The following is a 19,019-nucleotide window of genomic DNA, read 5'->3' as shown; positions in this document are numbered from 1 at the left end:
CGCGCCAGCCCCGCGACGCGACGCAAAGCCCGACGCGATGCGGCGGTATCCGGGTAAATTATTTCGCCTATGGCACAAAAGCGCGCTGCGGCTATTGTGTAGCGGCGTGCCCACCTTGCTCACCATCTTCGTCAACGCGCTCCCCGCGCCGACGCGCCTCGCGCTGGTGCGTGCCGATCCCGGCATGCTGCGTACTGCGCGCGGCGCGCGGGCGATGTTCGCCTTTCTGCTTACCCTGCTGGTCTCGCTGACCGCGGGGAAGGCTTTGGGCGTGTCTCCGCTCGATTTCCTGATCGGCTTTCCGGTGACCGTATTCTGCTGCGCCGCGATCGGCGATGACGAAACGCGCGCGCGGGCAGGAAAAATCGCCGCGCTCGCCTTTGCCGCGGGCGTCAGCTTCACCCTGTCGGCGCTGATCCATACCATATGGATCAACCACGCCGTCTTTGTCGCGGTCATCGCGCTTGCCGCGTATATGCGCCAATATGGCGGGCCATGGGTGCCGATGGGGCTCGCCTCGAACGTCGCCTATTTCTTCGGCGCGTTCCTGAAACCCGATGCGCAGATGCTGCACTGGCAATGGGCGGGCGTGGTGGTCGGCGCCGCCTGCGCGCTGATCGTTCACCAGCTTGTCGTGCCGCACCGGCCATGGCGCCGCATGCGCTGGTCGGTGATCGCCATCCGCATGCGGCTTGCCCGCCTGTTGAAAAGCGCCGCGCGCTTCGAACCGGGAAGCGACGCAGATACGCTGCGCAAGCGGCTCGGCGCGGTGGCGCAGGCAGTGACGATCGCCGAAACCGAACTGGAAAATCTTCCCGGTGGCCGCCTTGCCCATCGTCCGCTTGCCGAAGCGCTGATCGCCGCGCTGGTGCTTGCCGAGCGGCTGGCGCTGCAGACCGAAGGCGATCCTGAACTGGCGGCGGCGCCGGAAACGCGCGCCGCGATGCGCCGGCTGGCGCAAGGGTTACGCGGCGAAGGGCCGCTTCCCCACGCCGCGCCGCTCACCCCGCTTGCCGAAGCGGTGGAGGAACTGGAACGCGCGCGCACCCTACCCCCCGATCTGGATGCCGCCAGCACCGCCGGAACCACTTCGCCGCCGCCGACACAGGCAGTGTGGCGACCGGCAATCCAGTCGGCATCGGCGGCCGCGCTCGCCATTCTGGGCGGCGTCGCGCTGTCGCCCGATCGCTGGTACTGGGCGGTCATCACTGTCTTCGTGATGTTTACCGGCACCTATTCGCGCGGTCAGGCGCTCGCCAAATCGATGCAGCGCACAATCGGCACCTTTGCCGGCATCCTTGTCGCTATGGGGCTGGTCTGGGCGCTGCACGGCAATACCCATGCCGCGCTATTGCTGATGCCGGTGGCGATTTTCTGCGTGTTCTACGCCTTTATCCAGTCCTATACATGGATGGCGTTCTGGATCACCGTCGTCGTCGCGCTGCTGTTTTCGGTCACCGGGCGGTTCACCGATCAGGTGATGCTGCTGCGCTTCGAAGAAACCGCGATCGGCGCATTGGCCGGAGTCATTGTCGCCACGCTGGTGCTGCCGCGTCGCACCGATGTTCATGCCCGCGATCAGTTCAACGTGCTGTGCGATGCCGCCCATAACGCGCTGGAGGCGGCGTTGCCCTCCGCGCGGCTCGACCGGCTGGCGCTAACTGCCGCGCTGCACGATTTCGAGGCGAAGCTCGCCCAGCTGCTTGAAGCGATCGAACCGCTCCGCCTGATCCCTGCCCCCGCCGCCGCCCGCCAGCGCGGCAGGACGCAGCGGCAACTGGTTCTTGCCAGCTATTGGATGCACGAAATCGCGCTCGCCGTGCGTCTGCTCGACCGGCAGGACGGTTGGCCCCCGCCGCCCGATGCGCTGGCAGCGGGGCAGACGCTTGCCGGGCGGCTCGAAACGCTTGCCCGGCCCGGCTATGCGCCAGATGGCGAGGGCGAAGCCGACGCGCGCGACGAACCGTTGCCCCGCGAAGAAACCGATCCGGCGCGTGCGCTGACCCGCGCCGCACAGGGACTGGGCGAAGCGATGACCGAAACCGCCAGAATGCTGACCGACCGCAACCGGCAAAGCCGCGCCTTTCGCTTTTAGAGCGGGCGTATCACGCTTTCAGTGTGGCATCGAAAAGCGCGGTCATCCGGCCCCACGCTTTTTCGGCGGGCTGGCTGGCATAAGCGGGGCTGTCGATCACGCACCAGCCATGATCGGCGGGATAGACCTCAACCTCCGCCGCGCGCCCGGCCGAATCCGCCGCCTCGCGCAGCTTAGTCTTCGCCTCGGGCTGTTTCGCGTCATCATTCTGCGCGATCGCGAACAGGTAGCGCGCATCGCCCTGCCCGATCAGCCGGTGCGGGCTTTGCGGGTCGTCCGGCTTCACCAGTCCCGCCCCGTGCAGCGATGCCGCGCCGCGCACCCGCTTCGGCACCGCGGCGGCGCTGAACACGGTGAACGGCCCGCCCATGCAATAGCCATTGGTGCCTACGCTACTTTCGCTGTCGACCTCGGGCCGCTGGTCTAGCCAGCCGATCAGCGCCTGCGCATCGCCGCCGATCGACGCCGCGGTCAGCTTTTCGCGCCACGGCGCGACCGTTTCGGACCCGCCCTGCGACCGGAACGTGCTGAAATCGGCGAACTGCGGCGCCTTCGCATCGCGATAATAGGGATTGGCGACCAGCACGGCATAGCCCTGCCCGGCCAGCCGCCGCGCCATTACGCGAAACGCTTCGCGCAGCCCGGCGATATCGGGCCAGGTCACGATGGCGGGATGGCTGCCGCTTTCCGGCGCGACGAAAAACGCATCCATCGTACCGTCGCCGGTCGCGATGGTCACATCATGCTCGATCAGCCCGTTGCTTGCGGCCGATGCGCCGCGCGTGCAGGCGGCGATCGCCCCCGCCGCGCCCAGCGCAGCGAACTGCCGCCGGTTTCCCGACCAGTCGAACCCGCGCTTGGCGTCCCAGCGTTTCAGGTCGTCGCTATCGCACATGCCCGCATCTCCTTAAAACTACGGCTGCATCAGCATAGACCGTCGTCCGCCGGGGTTAAAGCCATGGCCGCGCGCTATTTGTCTCCGGCGAAACGCAGCGTGGCGACCACCGGAAAATGGTCCGAAGGATAAGTCGTCCCCTGATGATAGCTGTCCGTCGCATCGTCCACGACGTCGAAGCCGCGCACGAACAGATAATCGATCCGCCGGTCCGCATCCCCGGTGAAATCGTGAAACGTGTTGTCGCTGCCGGTGCGGTGCTCCGCGATCTTGCGCGCATCGGTCAGCGCGCCGGTAAATACCTTGTATGCCTCGCTGTCGGGCCAGGAGTTCATGTCACCGCCCAGCACCACGGGAAGGCCGTGCGCGATTTGCGGCAGGCGCGACAGGATCAGTTCGGCCTGGTGGCGGCGCGCATCGGCATCCTGCGGCCGGTGCGCCAGATGCGTGTCGAGGAAGACGAAGCGATGCTTTTGCGCCCCTTGCGTTTCGAACACCGCCCAGTTCACGTTGCGCGGCAGGTCCGTGCCCCAGCTCATGCTGCCCGCCTTTTCCGGCGTTTCGGACAGCCAGTATTCGCCGTGGCGAAGCAGCGTCAGCCGGTCGGGGCGATAGAAAATCCCCATATGCTCGTCATCATGCCCGCCCATCCGGTCGCGCCCGAACCAGCGATATTCGGGTAGTGCGGCGGAAATGTCGTCCGCTTGCCGCTTCAACAGTTCCTGCGTGCCGATCAGGTCGGGATGCGCGTCGCGGATCGTGGCGATCGAAACCGGGCGGCGTTCGGGCCAGCTATGTTCGCCGGTGTCGGAGGCATAGCGCACGTTGAACGTCATCACCTTCAACACGTCCGCATCGCTCGCCGCTTGCTTCGTCCCCGCCAGTGCGGGAACCATCGCCGCCTGCGCCAGAAACAACGCCCCGGCCGCCAGAACCATTCCCCGAACCATCGATCGCCGCATCATCCCGCTCCCAGTATATTTCCGTTACGGCAAAGCCTATACCCGAACCGCCCCGCCGCAACCAGCGCCCAGTCGGCAGCGCCCCCGATCACGCCGCCTTGCGCAGTCTATATCCGTCCTCGTCCCGCGCGACATGGCCGAGCCGGACGAGCGCGTCGAGCGTTGCCGCCACCCGGTGTTCGACCTTGCGCCCCTGGGAATATCGGCGGGCTATGGCTTCGGCGCTCAGCGGCTGGCCGCCGCGAAGCGCGTCGATAACGCTTGCGGTCTGGCCAATGGCGTCGCGGGGGAAGGCTGGCTTCTTTGCCTTTGCCTCGGGCAGCATCGCCTCGATCTGCTCCGCCTTTGCGCGTGGCGCCAGCTGGGTGAGGCCCGCTTTGGGTATCTGATATTCGGGGCGGAGCCAGCGCACCTTGCCCGCTTTCTCTTCGGCATGACGCTCGGCGTTGAGCGCGACCAGCCGTTCGACAATCTGATCGTCGGAAAGGTCGCGCGGCCAGCCATAGGCATCGGCCACCGCATCGTCGATTTGGACATGGAGTTCGGCGATAATGTCCACCCGCCCGCGCATACGCTGGTCCTGCTCGACTTCGGTGAAGACCTCCCCCTTCACCAGCTTTTCGCGAAGGTTGTAGAGGCCGGTCAGCGTCAGGTCGCCATGCTCGGCCAGCACTTCCTTGCGGGTCGCATCGAGCTCCTCGGCAAGATCGCCGATGCTCCGCTTCTGCGCGTCGGTAGCATCGGGGAAGGGGAAGGGATCGAAGCTGGAAGTTTTCACATAAACGGCCGGCTGATCGAAAACGCCAATCATTCCGGCGTTAACCAAATACCAAAGGTAATGGACCGAAGAAGTGGCGACACCAAGATCGAATCCGCTATCAAGCGCCAAGCAAACCAGCTTGTTGTCCGGCAGTATGCTGGTCGGGAAAAACTGAAATACCCTGTGCTTCGATGTCTCGACTGTGGCAATATAACGATCCAGTCCCTCGATAGCGGGTCGAAGTTCACGTCGCGGTTCACCGAAAAGCCACCAATTTTCTCGGTAGGTTGCGCGATTATTTGTGTCTCGTCCCGGCTTCACTGCTGTCAAAAGATACTGATAAACTTCAGGAAACTGTTGACGCACCTCCCGCTCGTCGAGCCCGAGCAGGTCAATTACCATCGCGTCGCGCGAGCGACCCATCATGTCGCGCCCGTTGCGATAGGGCCGAATATGCTTTTCCAGCCCCTTGCGTTTGCCTAGCCCCAGCGCTTCCGCCTCGGCTGGCGTGACGATGAACCCGGCACCGTGCAATTTCACACCCGGCGAACAAATCCACTCGTTCGAAAGAAGCGGCTTCGTTTGGGTCACATCAGCGCCGACCGTCAAATCGGCATGGACATCGCCCGCTATCTGCTCAAAGCCGATCTCCGGCGCATCGCTATCCAGCCCGCGTTCTGTAACCACCTCCAGCAACACCCCCTCGCGCTTCCCCGATTCCGCCACGGTCATCGCGATCCGCACCGCCGCCGCATCCTTCGTCGCTTTCGTCCATGGATGATCGGGAATCGCCATGATCAGGCTGATGGGCGGGCGACCGTCAAGCCGCTTCGCGATCACCCGACGGCTGAACTCCTGCGTGATCGAATTGGTGGTGACGAAGCCGAAGCGCTTCAGCTTCGCGCCCTTGCGCACCAGCATTTCGGCGGCATGGTCCCACCAATACATCACGAAATCTGCGGATTTGTTGATCTTCGGATGCGCCTTCCACAAGGCGGTGGCATAGGCTTCGCCCAGCCGAGAGCGGATATCCTTGCCGCCGATAAACGGCGGGTTGCCGACGATATAGTCCGCCTGCGGCCAATCGGGCCGTTTCGGGTTGGGTAGTTCGGTTCCGCTGCCATCCGCCTTCGCGCGCTCTTCCCCATGCGCCACCACTGCATCCATCGCGGTGATGTTCGACAGCTTTTCGAGCACCGGGTCGGAAATGCTCGTCCCGTTCCTCATCTGCCATTGCAGATAGCCCAGCCACAGGACCAGTTCGGCGATCGCGGCCGCGCGTGGGTTCAGTTCCAGCCCCAGAAAGCTGCGCGGATGCACGGTGGAGGTTTCCAGCGCCAGCGCCTCCTGCCCGCCAAGATCGGCGAGCACTTCCAGCACATCGCCTTCCAGCCGCTTCATCAGTTCCAGCGCGACATACAGGAAATTGCCCGTCCCGCATGCCGGGTCGAGCACGCGGGTGGTGGCCAGCTTTTCGTGAAAGTCATGCACCGCACGGATCGCCGCGGCTATGTCGCCGCTTTCGCGCTCGCGCTCGACGGTGCCCAGCACCGCGCCTTCCCATTCGGCCTGTAACGGGTCGATGACCGTTGCGTTGACCAGCCGTTCGACATAGGCGCGCGGCGTATAATGCGCGCCCAGCCGCTTGCGCTCCTCCTTGTCGAGCGCCTGTTCCAGCAGCGTGCCGAAAATCGCGGGTTCGACCTCGGTCCATACGTGCCGCGCGGCTTCGTACAGTTCGCCGATCTCCTCGCGCTGCATCGCGATCGCGCTGCGTTCGGAAAACAGGCCGCCGTTGAAATGGCGCACCTTTTCCCGCAGCGTCGTCGAAAATCCGCCCTTGTCCATCTTTGCCCACAGCTCTTCCAGCATCGGGGCAAAGCCGTCGGGATGGGTGCGCGCTCCCCCCAGCACCTCGGTAAAGCTGCCGCGCGTCAACAGGCCGGTATCCTCGGCGAACATCGTGAACAGCACACGCATCAGGAAATGCGCGACCCGTTCCGCCGGGTGCCCGCGCTCTTCCAGCAGTTTCGATACGCTGGCCAGCCGCCGGGCGATGTCGCGCGTGACCTCCGCCGCCTTCTTTGCGGGGTCCAGGCTGTGCGGGTCAAGCCAGATCGCGCGCAGCCGGTCACGAACATGGACATCGCGCAGATCTTCCAGATAGATGCGAAAGCCCGCGCGGTCGGGGAATTGCCGGTAGTTGCGCCCCTGTCCCGAAAAATCGGCGAACACTTCGATCGCATGGCCGACATCGCACACCAGAATGAAGGGCGGCCAAACATGGTTTTCAGGTAGTGCGCGGGCATATTGCTCGGCCTGTTCGCGGGCATTGCGCATCAGCACGTCCCAGCCGCGATTGGCGCTGCGGCGTCCGCGCGCGCCGCCGGCATCCATTCCCGGCAGCGCCGTCTGCTGTGCCGCCATTGCCACTTCCTTGGCACCGCCGCGTTCGCGGCTCTGCTTGGCTTCCAATACGAAGCATCCGCGCTTGTACAGGTCGATACGCCCGTGCCCGGTCTTGCCCTTTTCATCCCGGAACGTCACCGCGCGCTCGAACACATAATCATTATGTTCGTGCGTGGCATCGGCAGGGTCGGGACGCGGCAAATTAAACACCTGCGTCAGTTCGGTCAGAAATAACGGGAAGTTCGCGCGCTCAGCCCCGCCCTCATTCTCGCGCCAGCGTTCGATAAAGGTATCAAGCGCCGTTTGCGATATATCCATTGCGCCCCCCGATCGGGGGCAGACTCGCCGCCGACGGGCAGCTTCGCCATATGGAGCATGTCCGTTACGGATCGTGCGGCAGCGCAATCGGACGGATATTGATCCGGTCCGGAGCGTTCCTTCCCCGGTGGCAAAGCGCAGCGGGCTTTCCTACCTAACCCTCTGGCATCTCCATCGGAACAGAAGTAGAACCAGCCCGTATGAGCCTTACCCATATTTCCGTCCGCGGCGCGCGCGAACATAATCTGAAGGACGTGTCGGTGGACATTCCGCGCGACACGCTGACGGTCATCACCGGCCTGTCGGGCAGCGGCAAGTCCTCCCTCGCCTTCGACACCATCTATGCCGAGGGGCAGCGGCGATATGTCGAATCGCTCTCCGCCTATGCGCGCCAGTTCCTTGAAATGATGCAGAAGCCCGATGTCGATCATATCGAAGGGCTTTCCCCCGCGATCAGCATCGAACAGAAAACGACCAGCCGTAATCCGCGCTCGACGGTCGCGACGGTCACCGAAATCTACGATTATATGCGGCTGTTATGGGCGCGCACCGGCATTCCCTATTCGCCCGCGACCGGCCTTCCCATCAGCGCGCAAACGGTCAGCCAGATGGTCGATCGCGTACTCGCGCTGCCCGAAGGCACACGGCTCTATCTGCTCGCCCCCGTGGTGCGCGGGCGCAAGGGCGAATATCGCCGCGAACTGGCCGAATGGCAGAAGGCCGGGTTCCAGCGCGTGCGCATCGACGGCGAGCTGTACGAGATCGCCGAAGCGCCCAAGCTCGACAAGAAATACAAGCATGACATCGAAGTCGTCGTCGATCGACTGGTGGTGCGTGAAGACATCGCCACCCGCCTTGCCGACAGTTTCGAAACCGCGCTGAAACTCGCCGACGGCCTCGCTTATGTCGACCTCGCCGACACGACGGTGGCAGAGGCGACGGGCAGCGCCAGCAACACCGAAAAATCGGCGGTCGAGGGCGGTAACGTTACCGGCGGCGCGATGAAGGGCGCCGGCGTTCCTGACAACCGCATCGTCTTTTCCGAACGCTTCGCCTGCCCCGTCTCCGGCTTCACCATCCCCGAAATCGAACCGCGCCTCTTCTCGTTCAACGCCCCACAGGGTGCGTGCCCGGCGTGCGATGGCCTGGGCGAGCGGATGGAGTTCGATCGCGGCCTTGTCGTCCCCAATGACGAACTAAGCCTGAAGAAAGGCGCGATCGTCCCCTGGGCCAAATCCAACCCGCCCAGCCCCTATTACATGCAGGTGCTGGGCAGCCTCGCGCGCGAATTCGGTTTCAGCCTTGAAACCCCGTGGAAGGACTTGCCCACCGATGTGCGTGAGATGATCCTCACCGGCACGAAGGGAAAGCCCGTCACGCTCACCTTTGTCGACGGGCGCAAATCCTATGACGTGAAGAAGCCGTTCGAAGGCGTGCTCGGCAACCTCAACCGCCGGTTGATGAAGACCGAAAGCGCGTGGATGCGCGAGGAACTGTCCAAATATCAGGCCGCGCATCCGTGCGAGACCTGTGGCGGCGCGCGTCTGAAACCCGAAGCGCTCGCGGTGAAGATCGACGGCCATGACATTTCGCACGCCAGCCGCCTGTCGGTGGTCGATGCGCTCGCCTTCTTCAAGACGCTTCCGCAAGCGATGACGCCGCAGCAGCGGGAGATCGCGACCCCCATATTGAAAGAAATCGACGAGCGGCTGGGCTTCCTCAACAATGTCGGGCTCGACTATCTCAACCTCGACCGCAATTCGGGCACGCTGTCGGGCGGGGAGAGCCAGCGCATCCGCCTCGCCAGCCAGATCGGATCGGGGCTGTCGGGCGTGCTCTACGTCCTCGACGAACCGTCGATCGGCCTGCACCAGCGCGACAACGACATGCTGCTCGAAACATTGAAACGCCTGCGCGACCTTGGCAACACCGTGCTCGTCGTCGAACATGACGAAGACGCGATCCGCTCGGCCGACTATATCCTCGACATGGGGCCGGGCGCTGGCGTGCATGGCGGCGCGCTGATCGCGCAAGGCACGCTTGACGACATTCTGAAGACGAAAGGCTCAGTCACCGCCGATTACCTCAACGGCACGCGAGAGATTGCGGTGCCGCAGAAACGCCGCAAGGGCTCGGGCAAGAAACTCACCGTCCATGGCGCAAAGGCGAACAATCTGCGCGACGTCACCGCGTCGATCCCGCTGGGCACCTTCACCTGCATCACCGGCGTTTCGGGGTCAGGCAAGTCGAGCTTCACCATCGATACGCTCTACGCCGCCGCCGCGCGGCAATTGAACAGCGCACGCATTCTCGCCGGAAAGCATGACAAGATCACCGGGCTGCAGCATCTCGACAAGGTCATCGACATCGACCAGTCGCCCATCGGCCGCACCCCGCGCTCCAACCCCGCCACCTATACCGGCGCCTTCACCAATATCCGCGACTGGTTCGCCGGGCTGCCCGAATCCCAGGCGCGCGGCTACAAACCGGGGCGCTTCTCGTTCAACGTGAAGGGCGGGCGCTGCGAAGCGTGCCAGGGCGACGGCGTGCTCAAGATCGAGATGCACTTCCTGCCCGACGTCTATGTCGAATGCGATGTGTGCCACGGCGCGCGCTACAATCGCGAAACGCTCGAGGTGAAGTTCAAGGGGATGAGCATCGCCGACGTGCTCGACATGACGGTCGAGGACGCGCACGAATTCTTCAAGGCCGTGCCCCCCATCCGCGACAAGATGGCAATGCTCGAGGAAGTCGGGCTGGGCTATGTAAAGGTCGGTCAGCAGGCCACCACCCTGTCCGGCGGCGAAGCCCAGCGCGTCAAGCTGGCCAAGGAACTCAGCCGCCGCGCGACCGGCAACACGCTCTACATCCTCGACGAACCGACCACCGGGCTGCATTTCGAAGATGTCCGCAAATTGCTCGAAGTGCTCCACGCGCTGGTCGAACAGGGCAATACGGTCGTGGTCATCGAGCATAATCTGGACGTGATCAAAACGGCAGATTGGATTTTGGACCTGGGGCCGGAAGGCGGCGTGAAGGGTGGCGAGGTTATCGCTGAGGGCACGCCAGAGGTGATCGCGGCGAGTGAGCGGAGCTTTACGGGGCAGTATCTCGCGCCGTTGCTGGCGAAGGGGAAGGAGAGCGTGGCGGCGGAGTAGGCCGTCCGCCCTCGCCGACGAACCCGACCCTCCCCCGTTCGCCCTGAGCTTGTCGAAGCCTGTCCTGAGCGCCTGCCTTGGCAGGCAGTCGAAGGGGGCCGTACTTCTCCCACGACTGCCTTGACAGGCAATTGAAGGAGACCACACTCCGCCCAGCCCCCGTCGTCATCGCGAGGAGCGAAGCGACGACACGATCCAGAGCGCCGAACACGATGGCCAGTGTCTCGACACTCTCTCGCCATCGGCACCACACCGGGCTACCTTCACCCCATGACCACCCCATGGCGCCCCGCCTTTGAAGCTGCCCTACGCCTTCTCGCCCAACTCGGCGAAGCCATGGTGGCTCGCGGCCTGCCCCGCCCCATTCTGGTCGGCGGGGCCGCCGCTGAATATTATACCGGCAGCGCGCTATCGACCGGCGACTTCGACCTATGCTCCCCGGTTCAGACCGAACTGGAAGAGGAGATGCGGCGCCTCGGCTTCGTCAAACCCGCCGGAAAGGGGCTTGCGACGCGCGGGTGGATACATCCTGAACTGCGCCTCGGCTTTGAGGTCGTCGCCAATGTCCTCATGGAAGGCAAGGTAGATCGCGACCATATTCTGCTGGTGGAGGACGTCGCGCCCGGCCAGTCCTTCGCCATCATTTCGGTCGAAGACCTGATCGCCGACCGTATGGGCCAATATGCCTCCGGTACGGCGCAGGATCGTATCGATCAGGCGCGCATATTGCTGCTACTTCACCCTGATGCGGATCGCGACTATCTTGATCGCAGAATTCGTGAAGAAAGCGCTGGCGATTATGACATCCAAGACCTTCTCGACTGAAGCCGCCGAATGGACCGGCCCGCGCGTGTCACACGCCGATATGGCCGCGCGGTTGGCAGCGCGCCGCAAGGCGCTTGGCGGCCCCGAAGCGCCGCGCAATACGGGCGAGCGGCGGACGGGGAGCAAGCGGGCGTTGTTGCAGGCGATCCGGGATGTTGGGGGGGAGTGGTAAATCTGAGTAGCATTTTGCTAAACCTATACCTTGCTAAAACATCTCGCGTTAACGACGTTCGCGATACAGTGGCTTTGCAAGACAGCTTAATTTGTATATCACATAAAAAGAGCGGCGCACCTGCAAGTACGCCGCTCAGTGGGCTAGATTTGACTGGATATCTTTTCTTGCTCCGCTACCGGGCTGCGGATGCCGAGAGGGGCTACACCTCGCGACACCCGGATGCCTTACTGGCTAGTTAGGTTGTTGAGGCTCCACGCCTATCACCCCCTTCCTGGCCAGAGGACTCAGATGATCCGGAGCCATACAGACTGTCGAAATCGTCAGGCTCCGGGTCATACCATTTCGGCGGCAAGTCTTTGTCAGCAAACCACCAAAAGTACATGTTATTCTGCATAATGCTGCGGAATCGATGATCTTTGGAAATTGTTGATCTAAAATTGGCTAAAGGGTCGCTACCCCCGATAGTAGCCCCCTCATTCGTAGCTGCTTCCATGAGTTTCCCTACCGGCAACGGCTCGCCAATCTTGCTTAAGGCAATGAAAGCAGCATCTCCTTGCGACACCTTGCGCTTGGTTGGGCTGTTTGCATAACCCACCACAAGCTCTCCCAAGCTCGCGGATATAGTTCTTTTTGTTCGATCGTTTAGTGCAGATGCTCCACCTGCGGCAACAACCGCTGCATCCAAAGCCGCAAAAATACCATATGGTTCGCTAGCTTGAACTGCTGCCCAAGCCTTGTCGCGCAAGGCTTCAATCCCGCTTTTCATTTCATCCGACATGGCACGAGCTTTCCCTGATTCGCGATACCCATAGCCCTGCCTTGCGAAAAAAGCAAACCTATTGCAACACTGCAGCAAGTCTCAATATGTTCGCCGATCAATGTTGCTATGTTCCGATATATGAGAATCAGAGCGGGGCGGATCGGCACGACGGAGGTCAAGGCTTCAGAGCTTGCGTTGCAATGCAGTAGGGATTTGGATGATATGCAAACCTTACCAAGCGCGCGGAACTACCTTTTCGGAGCCGCTTATTTGGGAGCCGGTTGCTAGAATTCCTGTTCTACAGGCATTGTTCCTGCATATACGTCCGGTCCCCTCAGCCGCTTGGGAAGGACGTTTCATGCTGCATCTCTACCCCTCACCGCGCCAGTTGATCCGCGCATCTGCCGCGCACGGCTTCGCGTGCTGCTGGGATGTGGATTGATGGGGGACGTAGTCTCAACTTCCGCAACTTCCGGACACCAACGGCCCCGGCGCGGCAGTGAATCCCGCGCCGTCAGACGGGCCTGCGGCCCGCTGGCCGGGCGCGCCTCGGATTAGCTGCTGCTAATCCTTCGGTTCGCGCGCCGGAACCGGTCACCGCCCCGCCCGTTCGTTCCACAACCCCAAACCCTGCGAAAGGATGGCCTATGCCCCAGAAGAAATCCGCCGCTCGCCCCGCCCCCTTTTACCGCCGCACGCGCACCGCGCTGATCGGGCTTGGCGTCTTCGCCGTTGGTGCGAGTGCTGCTGCCGGGCTTGCGCTGTGGCGGCGGGCGCGTCGTCCTTCGGAAGGGCATGCCGCGCCCGACCTCGAAACCGGGTCGCATCCCGACGGGTCGAAGCGCGCGCCGGATGCCTTCCGCCCCGATGCCGACGCGGCGGTGCCCGAATCGGAGCGCGAGGCGCTTCGCCCCGCCACCATTCCCGCCCCCGGCCTTGACAACAATGTCGAGGAACTGAACGGTCGCACCACGCACTAAAGCGGTTCAAGATACTGGAATTGCGGCGGTTTTACTGGACGAAAACCGCCGCACCTGCTATACTCCTTTCATCGTCGGCATTCTTATCCGTAAGCGCCGGTGGCTGAGAGACTATTCGCGCTCCCGCTTACGATGCCTTGGGGAGCATCCGTCCATATGGACATCATCTATCTTCGCGAACGCCGCCGCGCCTCGCTCGAACGCGCCGATGCGGCGACCAATGCGATCGCGCGCGCCTCGCACGCCAGCCTTGCCGGTCTGTACCACGAATGGATCACCCAGTTGGAGGACAAGGCCGCCGGTCGTCCGACCGAAAACAAATATCCCATTCGCCGCGTATGACGCAGGCCCCGCCGCGCCCGCATTGTCAGGCGCGGCCGAACAGGCTAGAAGCGGTTTTGCTACAGTCGCAAATCGACGGACTATCGGTGCTTTGCGGCTCCCATTTCCTTCTTTCCCTACGCTGAGCGACCTGTCGGCGCCCGATGTCCGGGCCGCCGCCGCAAGAAGGAATATCCAAATGGCTTTCACCGGAACCGTAAAATTCTTCAACGCCGACAAGGGCTATGGCTTCATCCAGCCCGATCAGGGCGGAAACGACGCGTTTGTCCATATCTCCGCCGTTGAAAAGGCAGGGATGGCGACGCTCGACAAGGATCAGCGCGTTTCCTACGATCTGGAAAATGATCGGCGCGGGAAACCGGCGGCAACCAACCTTCAGCCCGCCGACTGAACGCTTCTATCGGGCGGCTCCACTGCGGAGCCGCCCGTTTTCGTATCGGGGCGGTCGCCCCGCTTTGCCCTCCCGCCCGGAGCGAGTTTGATGACATCCGAATCCGAAACCTTCCGCGCCCGCGCCGAAATCGACCATGAAGCGGCAGAGGCGGCGACGCTGGACAGTGTACGCGACCGGCATCTGCGCTCCGAAGCCGCCTGGACCGCGATGGCCGAACGGTCCGAACGCGTGGCCGAAGCCCGCGCCCGCAACGAGGCGGAAAAGGAAGCGGCACGCCTGACCGACTGATACGGATGTAAATGCGCAGGCACAGCGCGCGGCCTGCGCAAAACCATTACAGACACGCGGAAGAAATGCTATAGTACGATCAGTAACCGCATACTCCCAGCCACAGTCGGCCCTGTGCCTGGCACGGAGATGTTATGCAAACGCGTACGCTGATCGCCTATTTTCTGATTTTCCTGCTCGTCGCCGGGTTCGGCGTCGCGCTGTATATCTGGCGTGTCCGTCGCCGCCGCGAACGCGCGCTGCGCCAGGGGCGCCGCCCGTCGCCGCGACCGGGCAAGGGACGCCCTTTTTGAACGATCAGCCCGCGAGCCGCGTCAGCTCTGCACCGCTCAGGCGCTGCACGGTCCACCCGTCCATGCCTTCGGCCCCCATCTTGCGATAAAAGCGAATCGCGTCCGCGTTCCAGTCTAGCACCGACCATTCGAACCGGGCGCAATCGCGCGCGACAGCGATTCCCGCCAGATGGCGAAGCAACGCCGTGCCAACGCCCTTACCGCGCGCGTCCTGCGTCACATACAGGTCTTCCAGATACAGACCCTTCCTGCCCGTCCAGGTGGAGAAATTATGGAAGAACAATGCGAAGCCCGCAGCTTCTCCGTCGCTTTCGGCGATCACCGCCTCGGCCGCGTGTTCATCGAACAGCGCCGCTTCCAACATCGCCGCATCGGCCTTTACGGCGTCCGGCTCACGCTCGAACGCGGCAAGCTCTTTTACGAAGCGAAGGATGGTGGACACGTCGCCGCGTGTCGCGGGCCGGACATGGGTCATGGAATGATGGTCTCCGCCTGAGCAAAGGGTTTGGGCCGCCGCCGCGCCGCCCGGATGCATCCTGCCACGATAAGACCCGCACCGCCGATCGTCCATGCCGTCACCGTCTCGCCAAAGAACAGCCAACCGAACAACGCCGCCCAGAGAAAGGACGTATATTCCGACGGCGCCAGATAACTTGCCCCCGCCCGGCCATAGGCCCAGGCGAGCAGCATCAGCGAAACGGTCGCAAGCAGCCCCGCCATGCCAAGCGCCGGAATCTGCGCGGCCGGGGGAACGATCACCAGCCAAGGCGCGGCAAGCGCAAGCAGGCAAAGCGCCACGAAAGTCTGCCAGAAGGCGACCTCGCTCGGCCCTGCCACCAGTGCCTGCTGACGCGCAAGAATGATGTTCCAGCCATAGCATAACGCGGAACACAATATGGCCGCCGCGCCCCATAGGGCGTCATCGCCCATCCCGGCGCGCCCCTGACCGATCAGGATGACGACGACACCGCCGAGTGCGAAAAGCGATCCGGCGACACTCGCCCGCCGCACGGCTTCGCCAAGCAGCACCGCAGCGAGCAGGATCGCCACCAGCGGCGCGATGTACGACAGCGATATCGCCTGCGCCATCGGCACGCGCGCCAATCCCCAGAAGAACAGCAACGCCATCGCCAGCGCGACGCAGCCGCGCACGATGTGCAGCCGCATTGCCGTGCGGGCGGGCCATCCCGGCCAACGCGCGAAATGCACCGCGCCCGCCAGCACCGCGATGGCAAGGTTGCGCCAGAGCATGGCATTATACACGCCGATCGCGATGGTGGCCGATTTCATCGCGGCGTCCATCATCGAAAAGGTGGCGATGCCGATCGACGCGATCAGGAACGCCATTGGCGCGGACGTTTCCCGGTCCGGCGTCATGCGGGTATCAGGCCTATTCGGCGGCTTGCATCGCGCTCGCCTCGCCCGCTTCGATCTCGGCGGCCTTCGCCTCGACCAGTCGGACGATATGTTCGATCATGTCGCCGTCCTGAACATGGTGATCGGTCACGCCCGACAGATAGACCATATGCTTACCGGCACCGCCGCCGGTGATCCCGATATCGGTTTCGCGCGCTTCGCCGGGGCCGTTGACCACACAGCCCAGCACCGAGAGCGACATCGGCGTGCGGATATGGCTCAGGCGCTCCTCCAGCGTCTGAACGGTACGGATCACGTCGAACCCCTGCCGCGCGCAACTTGGGCAACTGACCACCCGCACACCGCGATTGCGGATGCCGAGTGCCTTGAGAATCTCGAACCCGACGCGCACTTCCTCTTCGGGCTCGGCGGAGAGCGATACGCGGATCGTGTCGCCGATACCGAACCACAGAAGCGAACCGATGCCGATCGACGATTTCACGGTGCCGCCGATCAGGCCGCCCGCCTCGGTAATACCAAGGTGCAATGGGCAATCGGTCGCTTCGGCCAGCCCCTGATAGGCGGCAACGGCAAGGAATACGTCCGACGCCTTTACCGCTACCTTGTATTCGCGGAAATCATGCTCTTCGAGGATGCGGATATGGTCGAGCGCGCTTTCGACCAGCGCCTCGGGGCATGGCTCGCCATATTTTTCTAGCAGGTCCTTTTCCAGACTGCCCGCATTCACACCGATGCGGATTGCGCAGCCATTGGCCTTCGCCGCATTCACGACTTCCTGAACCCGCGAGGCCGACCCGATATTGCCCGGATTGATGCGAAGGCATGCCGCGCCCGCATCCGCCGCTTCCAGCGCGCGCTTATAATGGAAATGAATGTCGGCGACGATCGGCACCCGCGCCGCACGCACGATCTGCTTCAGCGCCGTCGTGCTTTCGACATCGGGGCAGGAAACACGGACGATGTCGGCCCCCGTCTCCTCGCACCGGCGGATCTGGTCGATCGTCGCCCTCACATCCGAAGTGACGGTGTTCGTCATCGTCTGCACGGCGATCGGCGCGTCGCCGCCAATGGGAACATCGCCGACCATGATCTGGCGGCTGTTGCGGCGCATGATATCGCGCCAGGGACGTACGGACATGGAAGAGGCTCTCGCAATCTGCGTGCTTGATATGCACCGCCATATAGCGATTCCGGCGAGGACAGGAAAGGCGCGGCATCGGCATGTCGCGATATGCACCCATCACGAACGCACCACTTTGCGTTAGGCGCATACGCCAGCGCCTGCTAGGCGAAGCGGCTTCGTGCGGTCACAGGAGGGCATCGTGGAGCGCCATTACGGAATGGACTGGCTGCGCGTTGGCGCATTCGCTCTCCTCATCCTCTACCATATCGGCATGGTTTTCGTGCCGTGGAACTATCATGTGAAGGCGCCTGCGCTGGTGCATTGGGCGGTGGTGCCGATGCTGGCGGTCAATGCATGGCGGCTTAGCCTCTTGTTTCTGGTGTCGGGCTTCGCCAGTCGCGCGCTGCTAATGCGATCGAAGGGGCTGGGCGATTTCACCCGCAACCGCAGCTTTCGCCTGCTGGTGCCACTGCTCGCCGGGATGATGATCGTCGTGCCGCCGCAACCCTGGGTCGAACTGCTGACGAAGCACGGCTATGACGGCAGCTACTGGCATTTCTGGTTTGCCGACTATTTCCGCTTTCGCGAACTGGCGGGGCTTGCACTGCCCACCTGGAACCATTTGTGGTTCGTCTTCTATCTATGGGCATATACCATGGTGCTGACGCTGGCGGTCGCACTGCTTCGCGCATCGTGGCTGCAACGCGTATATGATAGGGTATTCGGCACGGTGCTGGTGCTGGCGCTTCCGCTCGCCTGGCTGGTTGCGGTGCATGCGCTGTGGTTTCCGATGGTCGGCGAAACCCATGCCTTTATCGGTGACGATATCGCACATGTTTCGTACTTCCCGGTATTTCTGTTCGGCTTCGGACTTGCAGGATCGCCTGCGGCAATGCGTGCGATCCGGCGATGGGGCTGGCTCGGCGCGATTCTGGCGCTGTCGGGCTATGCGTTCATCGCGTGGTGCGAAATTCACTGGCCCCACGGCATGGCCCACTGGGCGGTGCGGCCCTATCTGGTCGCCCATGCGGTTCAGCAATGGGGGGCGATCGTTGCGCTGATCGCCACCGCCGACCGGTTCTGGAACCGCAATCACCCGATGCGCGCGACGCTGACCGAAGCGGTCTTCCCCTTTTACATCGTTCATCAGACCATCATCGTCGTCGCGATGTGGTTGTTGCTGGGGCGTGGGCTGAACGGCGGGACACAATTCGCGATACTGGTCGCGGCAACGGTAGCGGGATGCTGGGCCTTTTACCTTATCGGCCGCGAGATTCGCCCGCTGCGCCCGCTGGTCGGTCTTCGCCTGCACCGGCCGAAACGCCCCGGCGCGACGCTGGCCGTGCGCTGATCGGGCAACTGGCGTTCAGTCAAAACGCGCGCGTCCGATGACGCCCGCACCTATTTCTTTTTCAGCCCCCAATGCCATTTCCAGCCGCCATCGGTCTTTCGCCATGCAAGGATCACGAAGCCGATCGTGATCGGCACGCCCCAGGCGAGCTTCGCGGCATCGCCGGGCAGGCCGGACACCCCTGCGAACAACAGCGCGACATAGCCAAGCGTCAGAAGCCAGCCCTGCCACGTCACTGGTGCCGCGCCATAACCGAAGCGCTTTTGCGCAAACCAATAGCCTTCGCACCGCCTAACATTACAGTTGCATATTGATTGGAACTCTGAATCAATAGGTTTCCATGGTGAGGGGGCCGTGGATGACGGGCGCATCAATCGAGACGACACTGGAGCTATGGGCAACGTCTTTGCGCGATGTGAAGGCGCGGATGGGCAGCCTGTTCACACAGGCTCGGGTAGCGGCATCGGCCAATCTGTTCCTTGATGGCCTGTTGGGTGATGAGCGGCGCAAGACG

18 protein-coding genes and 1 pseudogene are annotated in these 19,019 nt (G+C 63.1%); 11 read left to right on the top strand and 8 right to left on the bottom strand.

Features of this window, described 5'->3' with window-relative positions; translation table 11 throughout:
* Positions 1-106: 106 nt before the first annotated feature.
* Complete coding sequence (locus tag KY084_RS12435; RefSeq protein WP_219238799.1) at positions 107-2,095, top strand: FUSC family protein; 1,989 nt, start codon at positions 107-109, stop codon at positions 2,093-2,095.
* 10 nt (positions 2,096-2,105) lie between these two features.
* On the opposite strand, the gene KY084_RS12430 is transcribed toward KY084_RS12435, so the two are convergent.
* From KY084_RS12430 to KY084_RS12420, 3 genes are all read right to left on the bottom strand, one after another.
* Positions 2,106-2,990, bottom strand: a complete 885-nt coding sequence (locus tag KY084_RS12430; protein WP_219238798.1) for a dienelactone hydrolase family protein — start codon at positions 2,988-2,990, stop codon at positions 2,106-2,108.
* Between the two features lie 74 nt (positions 2,991-3,064).
* Complete coding sequence (locus KY084_RS12425) at positions 3,065-3,940, bottom strand: endonuclease/exonuclease/phosphatase family protein (RefSeq protein WP_246587103.1); 876 nt, start codon at positions 3,938-3,940, stop codon at positions 3,065-3,067.
* A gap of 100 nt (positions 3,941-4,040) precedes the next feature.
* Positions 4,041-7,439 (bottom strand): class I SAM-dependent DNA methyltransferase, encoded by a 3,399-nt coding sequence (locus tag KY084_RS12420; protein ID WP_219238797.1) that lies wholly within the window; start codon positions 7,437-7,439, stop codon positions 4,041-4,043.
* Positions 7,440-7,639: 200 nt separating this feature from the next.
* Here KY084_RS12420 and uvrA point away from each other — a divergent pair, with 200 nt between their 5' ends.
* From uvrA to KY084_RS12405, 3 genes are all read left to right on the top strand, one after another.
* Positions 7,640-10,597: an excinuclease ABC subunit UvrA gene (gene uvrA, locus KY084_RS12415; protein WP_219238796.1), complete on the top strand. Its 2,958-nt coding sequence runs from the start codon at positions 7,640-7,642 to the stop codon at positions 10,595-10,597.
* 270 nt (positions 10,598-10,867) lie between these two features.
* A complete protein-coding gene (locus KY084_RS12410; RefSeq protein ID WP_219238795.1) occupies positions 10,868-11,422 on the top strand; it encodes a hypothetical protein in 555 nt (184 codons plus the stop codon).
* Complete coding sequence (locus tag KY084_RS12405) at positions 11,397-11,594, top strand: hypothetical protein (protein WP_219238885.1); 198 nt, start codon at positions 11,397-11,399, stop codon at positions 11,592-11,594. The genes KY084_RS12410 and KY084_RS12405 overlap by 26 nt, the downstream gene beginning before the upstream one ends.
* Before the next feature lie 238 nt (positions 11,595-11,832).
* On the opposite strand, the gene KY084_RS12400 is transcribed toward KY084_RS12405, so the two are convergent.
* Complete coding sequence (locus KY084_RS12400) at positions 11,833-12,375, bottom strand: hypothetical protein (protein WP_219238794.1); 543 nt, start codon at positions 12,373-12,375, stop codon at positions 11,833-11,835.
* 629 nt (positions 12,376-13,004) lie between these two features.
* On the opposite strand from KY084_RS12400, the gene KY084_RS12395 reads away from it, so the two are divergent.
* The 5 genes from KY084_RS12395 to KY084_RS12375 all read left to right on the top strand — a co-directional run bounded on the left by KY084_RS12395 (position 13,005) and on the right by KY084_RS12375 (position 14,654).
* A complete protein-coding gene (locus KY084_RS12395; RefSeq protein WP_219238793.1) occupies positions 13,005-13,337 on the top strand; it encodes a hypothetical protein in 333 nt (110 codons plus the stop codon).
* Positions 13,338-13,493: 156 nt separating this feature from the next.
* The gene (locus KY084_RS12390) at positions 13,494-13,679 is read left to right on the top strand and encodes a hypothetical protein (RefSeq protein WP_219238792.1); all 186 of its coding nucleotides are present in this window, start codon (positions 13,494-13,496) and stop codon (positions 13,677-13,679) included.
* 178 nt (positions 13,680-13,857) lie between these two features.
* Complete coding sequence (locus tag KY084_RS12385; RefSeq protein WP_219238791.1) at positions 13,858-14,070, top strand: cold-shock protein; 213 nt, start codon at positions 13,858-13,860, stop codon at positions 14,068-14,070.
* A 90-nt stretch (positions 14,071-14,160) separates the two neighbouring features.
* Entirely contained in the window at positions 14,161-14,361 is a 201-nt protein-coding gene (locus tag KY084_RS12380; RefSeq protein ID WP_219238790.1) for a hypothetical protein, read from the top strand.
* Between the two features lie 134 nt (positions 14,362-14,495).
* Positions 14,496-14,654 carry a hypothetical protein gene (locus tag KY084_RS12375; protein ID WP_219238789.1) on the top strand — a complete coding sequence of 53 codons (159 nt, stop codon included), beginning with the start codon at positions 14,496-14,498 and terminating at the stop codon, positions 14,652-14,654.
* A gap of 4 nt (positions 14,655-14,658) precedes the next feature.
* Here the strand turns inward: KY084_RS12375 and KY084_RS12370 are convergent, their stop codons facing one another.
* Genes KY084_RS12370 through ispG form a run of 3 tightly spaced genes read right to left on the bottom strand, consistent with a single transcriptional unit; the run spans position 14,659 to position 17,169 of the window.
* The gene (locus tag KY084_RS12370) at positions 14,659-15,129 is read right to left on the bottom strand and encodes a GNAT family N-acetyltransferase (RefSeq protein WP_219238788.1); all 471 of its coding nucleotides are present in this window, start codon (positions 15,127-15,129) and stop codon (positions 14,659-14,661) included.
* Complete coding sequence (locus tag KY084_RS12365; protein ID WP_246587102.1) at positions 15,126-16,001, bottom strand: DMT family transporter; 876 nt, start codon at positions 15,999-16,001, stop codon at positions 15,126-15,128. The genes KY084_RS12370 and KY084_RS12365 overlap by 4 nt, the downstream gene beginning before the upstream one ends.
* Before the next feature lie 43 nt (positions 16,002-16,044).
* Positions 16,045-17,169 (bottom strand): flavodoxin-dependent (E)-4-hydroxy-3-methylbut-2-enyl-diphosphate synthase, encoded by a 1,125-nt coding sequence (gene ispG, locus KY084_RS12360; protein ID WP_219238786.1) that lies wholly within the window; start codon positions 17,167-17,169, stop codon positions 16,045-16,047.
* A gap of 163 nt (positions 17,170-17,332) precedes the next feature.
* On the opposite strand from ispG, the gene KY084_RS12355 reads away from it, so the two are divergent.
* Positions 17,333-18,505, top strand: coding sequence for an acyltransferase family protein (locus tag KY084_RS12355; RefSeq protein WP_343228011.1), 1,173 nt, complete (start codon positions 17,333-17,335; stop codon positions 18,503-18,505).
* A gap of 50 nt (positions 18,506-18,555) precedes the next feature.
* Here the strand turns inward: KY084_RS12355 and KY084_RS12350 are convergent, their stop codons facing one another.
* Positions 18,556-18,741 carry a hypothetical protein gene (locus KY084_RS12350; protein WP_246587101.1) on the bottom strand — a complete coding sequence of 62 codons (186 nt, stop codon included), beginning with the start codon at positions 18,739-18,741 and terminating at the stop codon, positions 18,556-18,558.
* Positions 18,742-18,845: 104 nt separating this feature from the next.
* Here KY084_RS12350 and KY084_RS12345 point away from each other — a divergent pair.
* Positions 18,846-19,019 (top strand): annotated as a pseudogene (locus KY084_RS12345) (IS701 family transposase); the annotation flags it as partial.

It is taken from the genome of Stakelama flava (assembly GCF_019351405.1).
GTDB lineage: Bacteria > Pseudomonadota > Alphaproteobacteria > Sphingomonadales > Sphingomonadaceae > Sphingomonas > Sphingomonas flava_A.
Note: the sequence above shows the minus strand (reverse complement) of the source record. Positions and strands in the feature narration are given on the sequence as shown.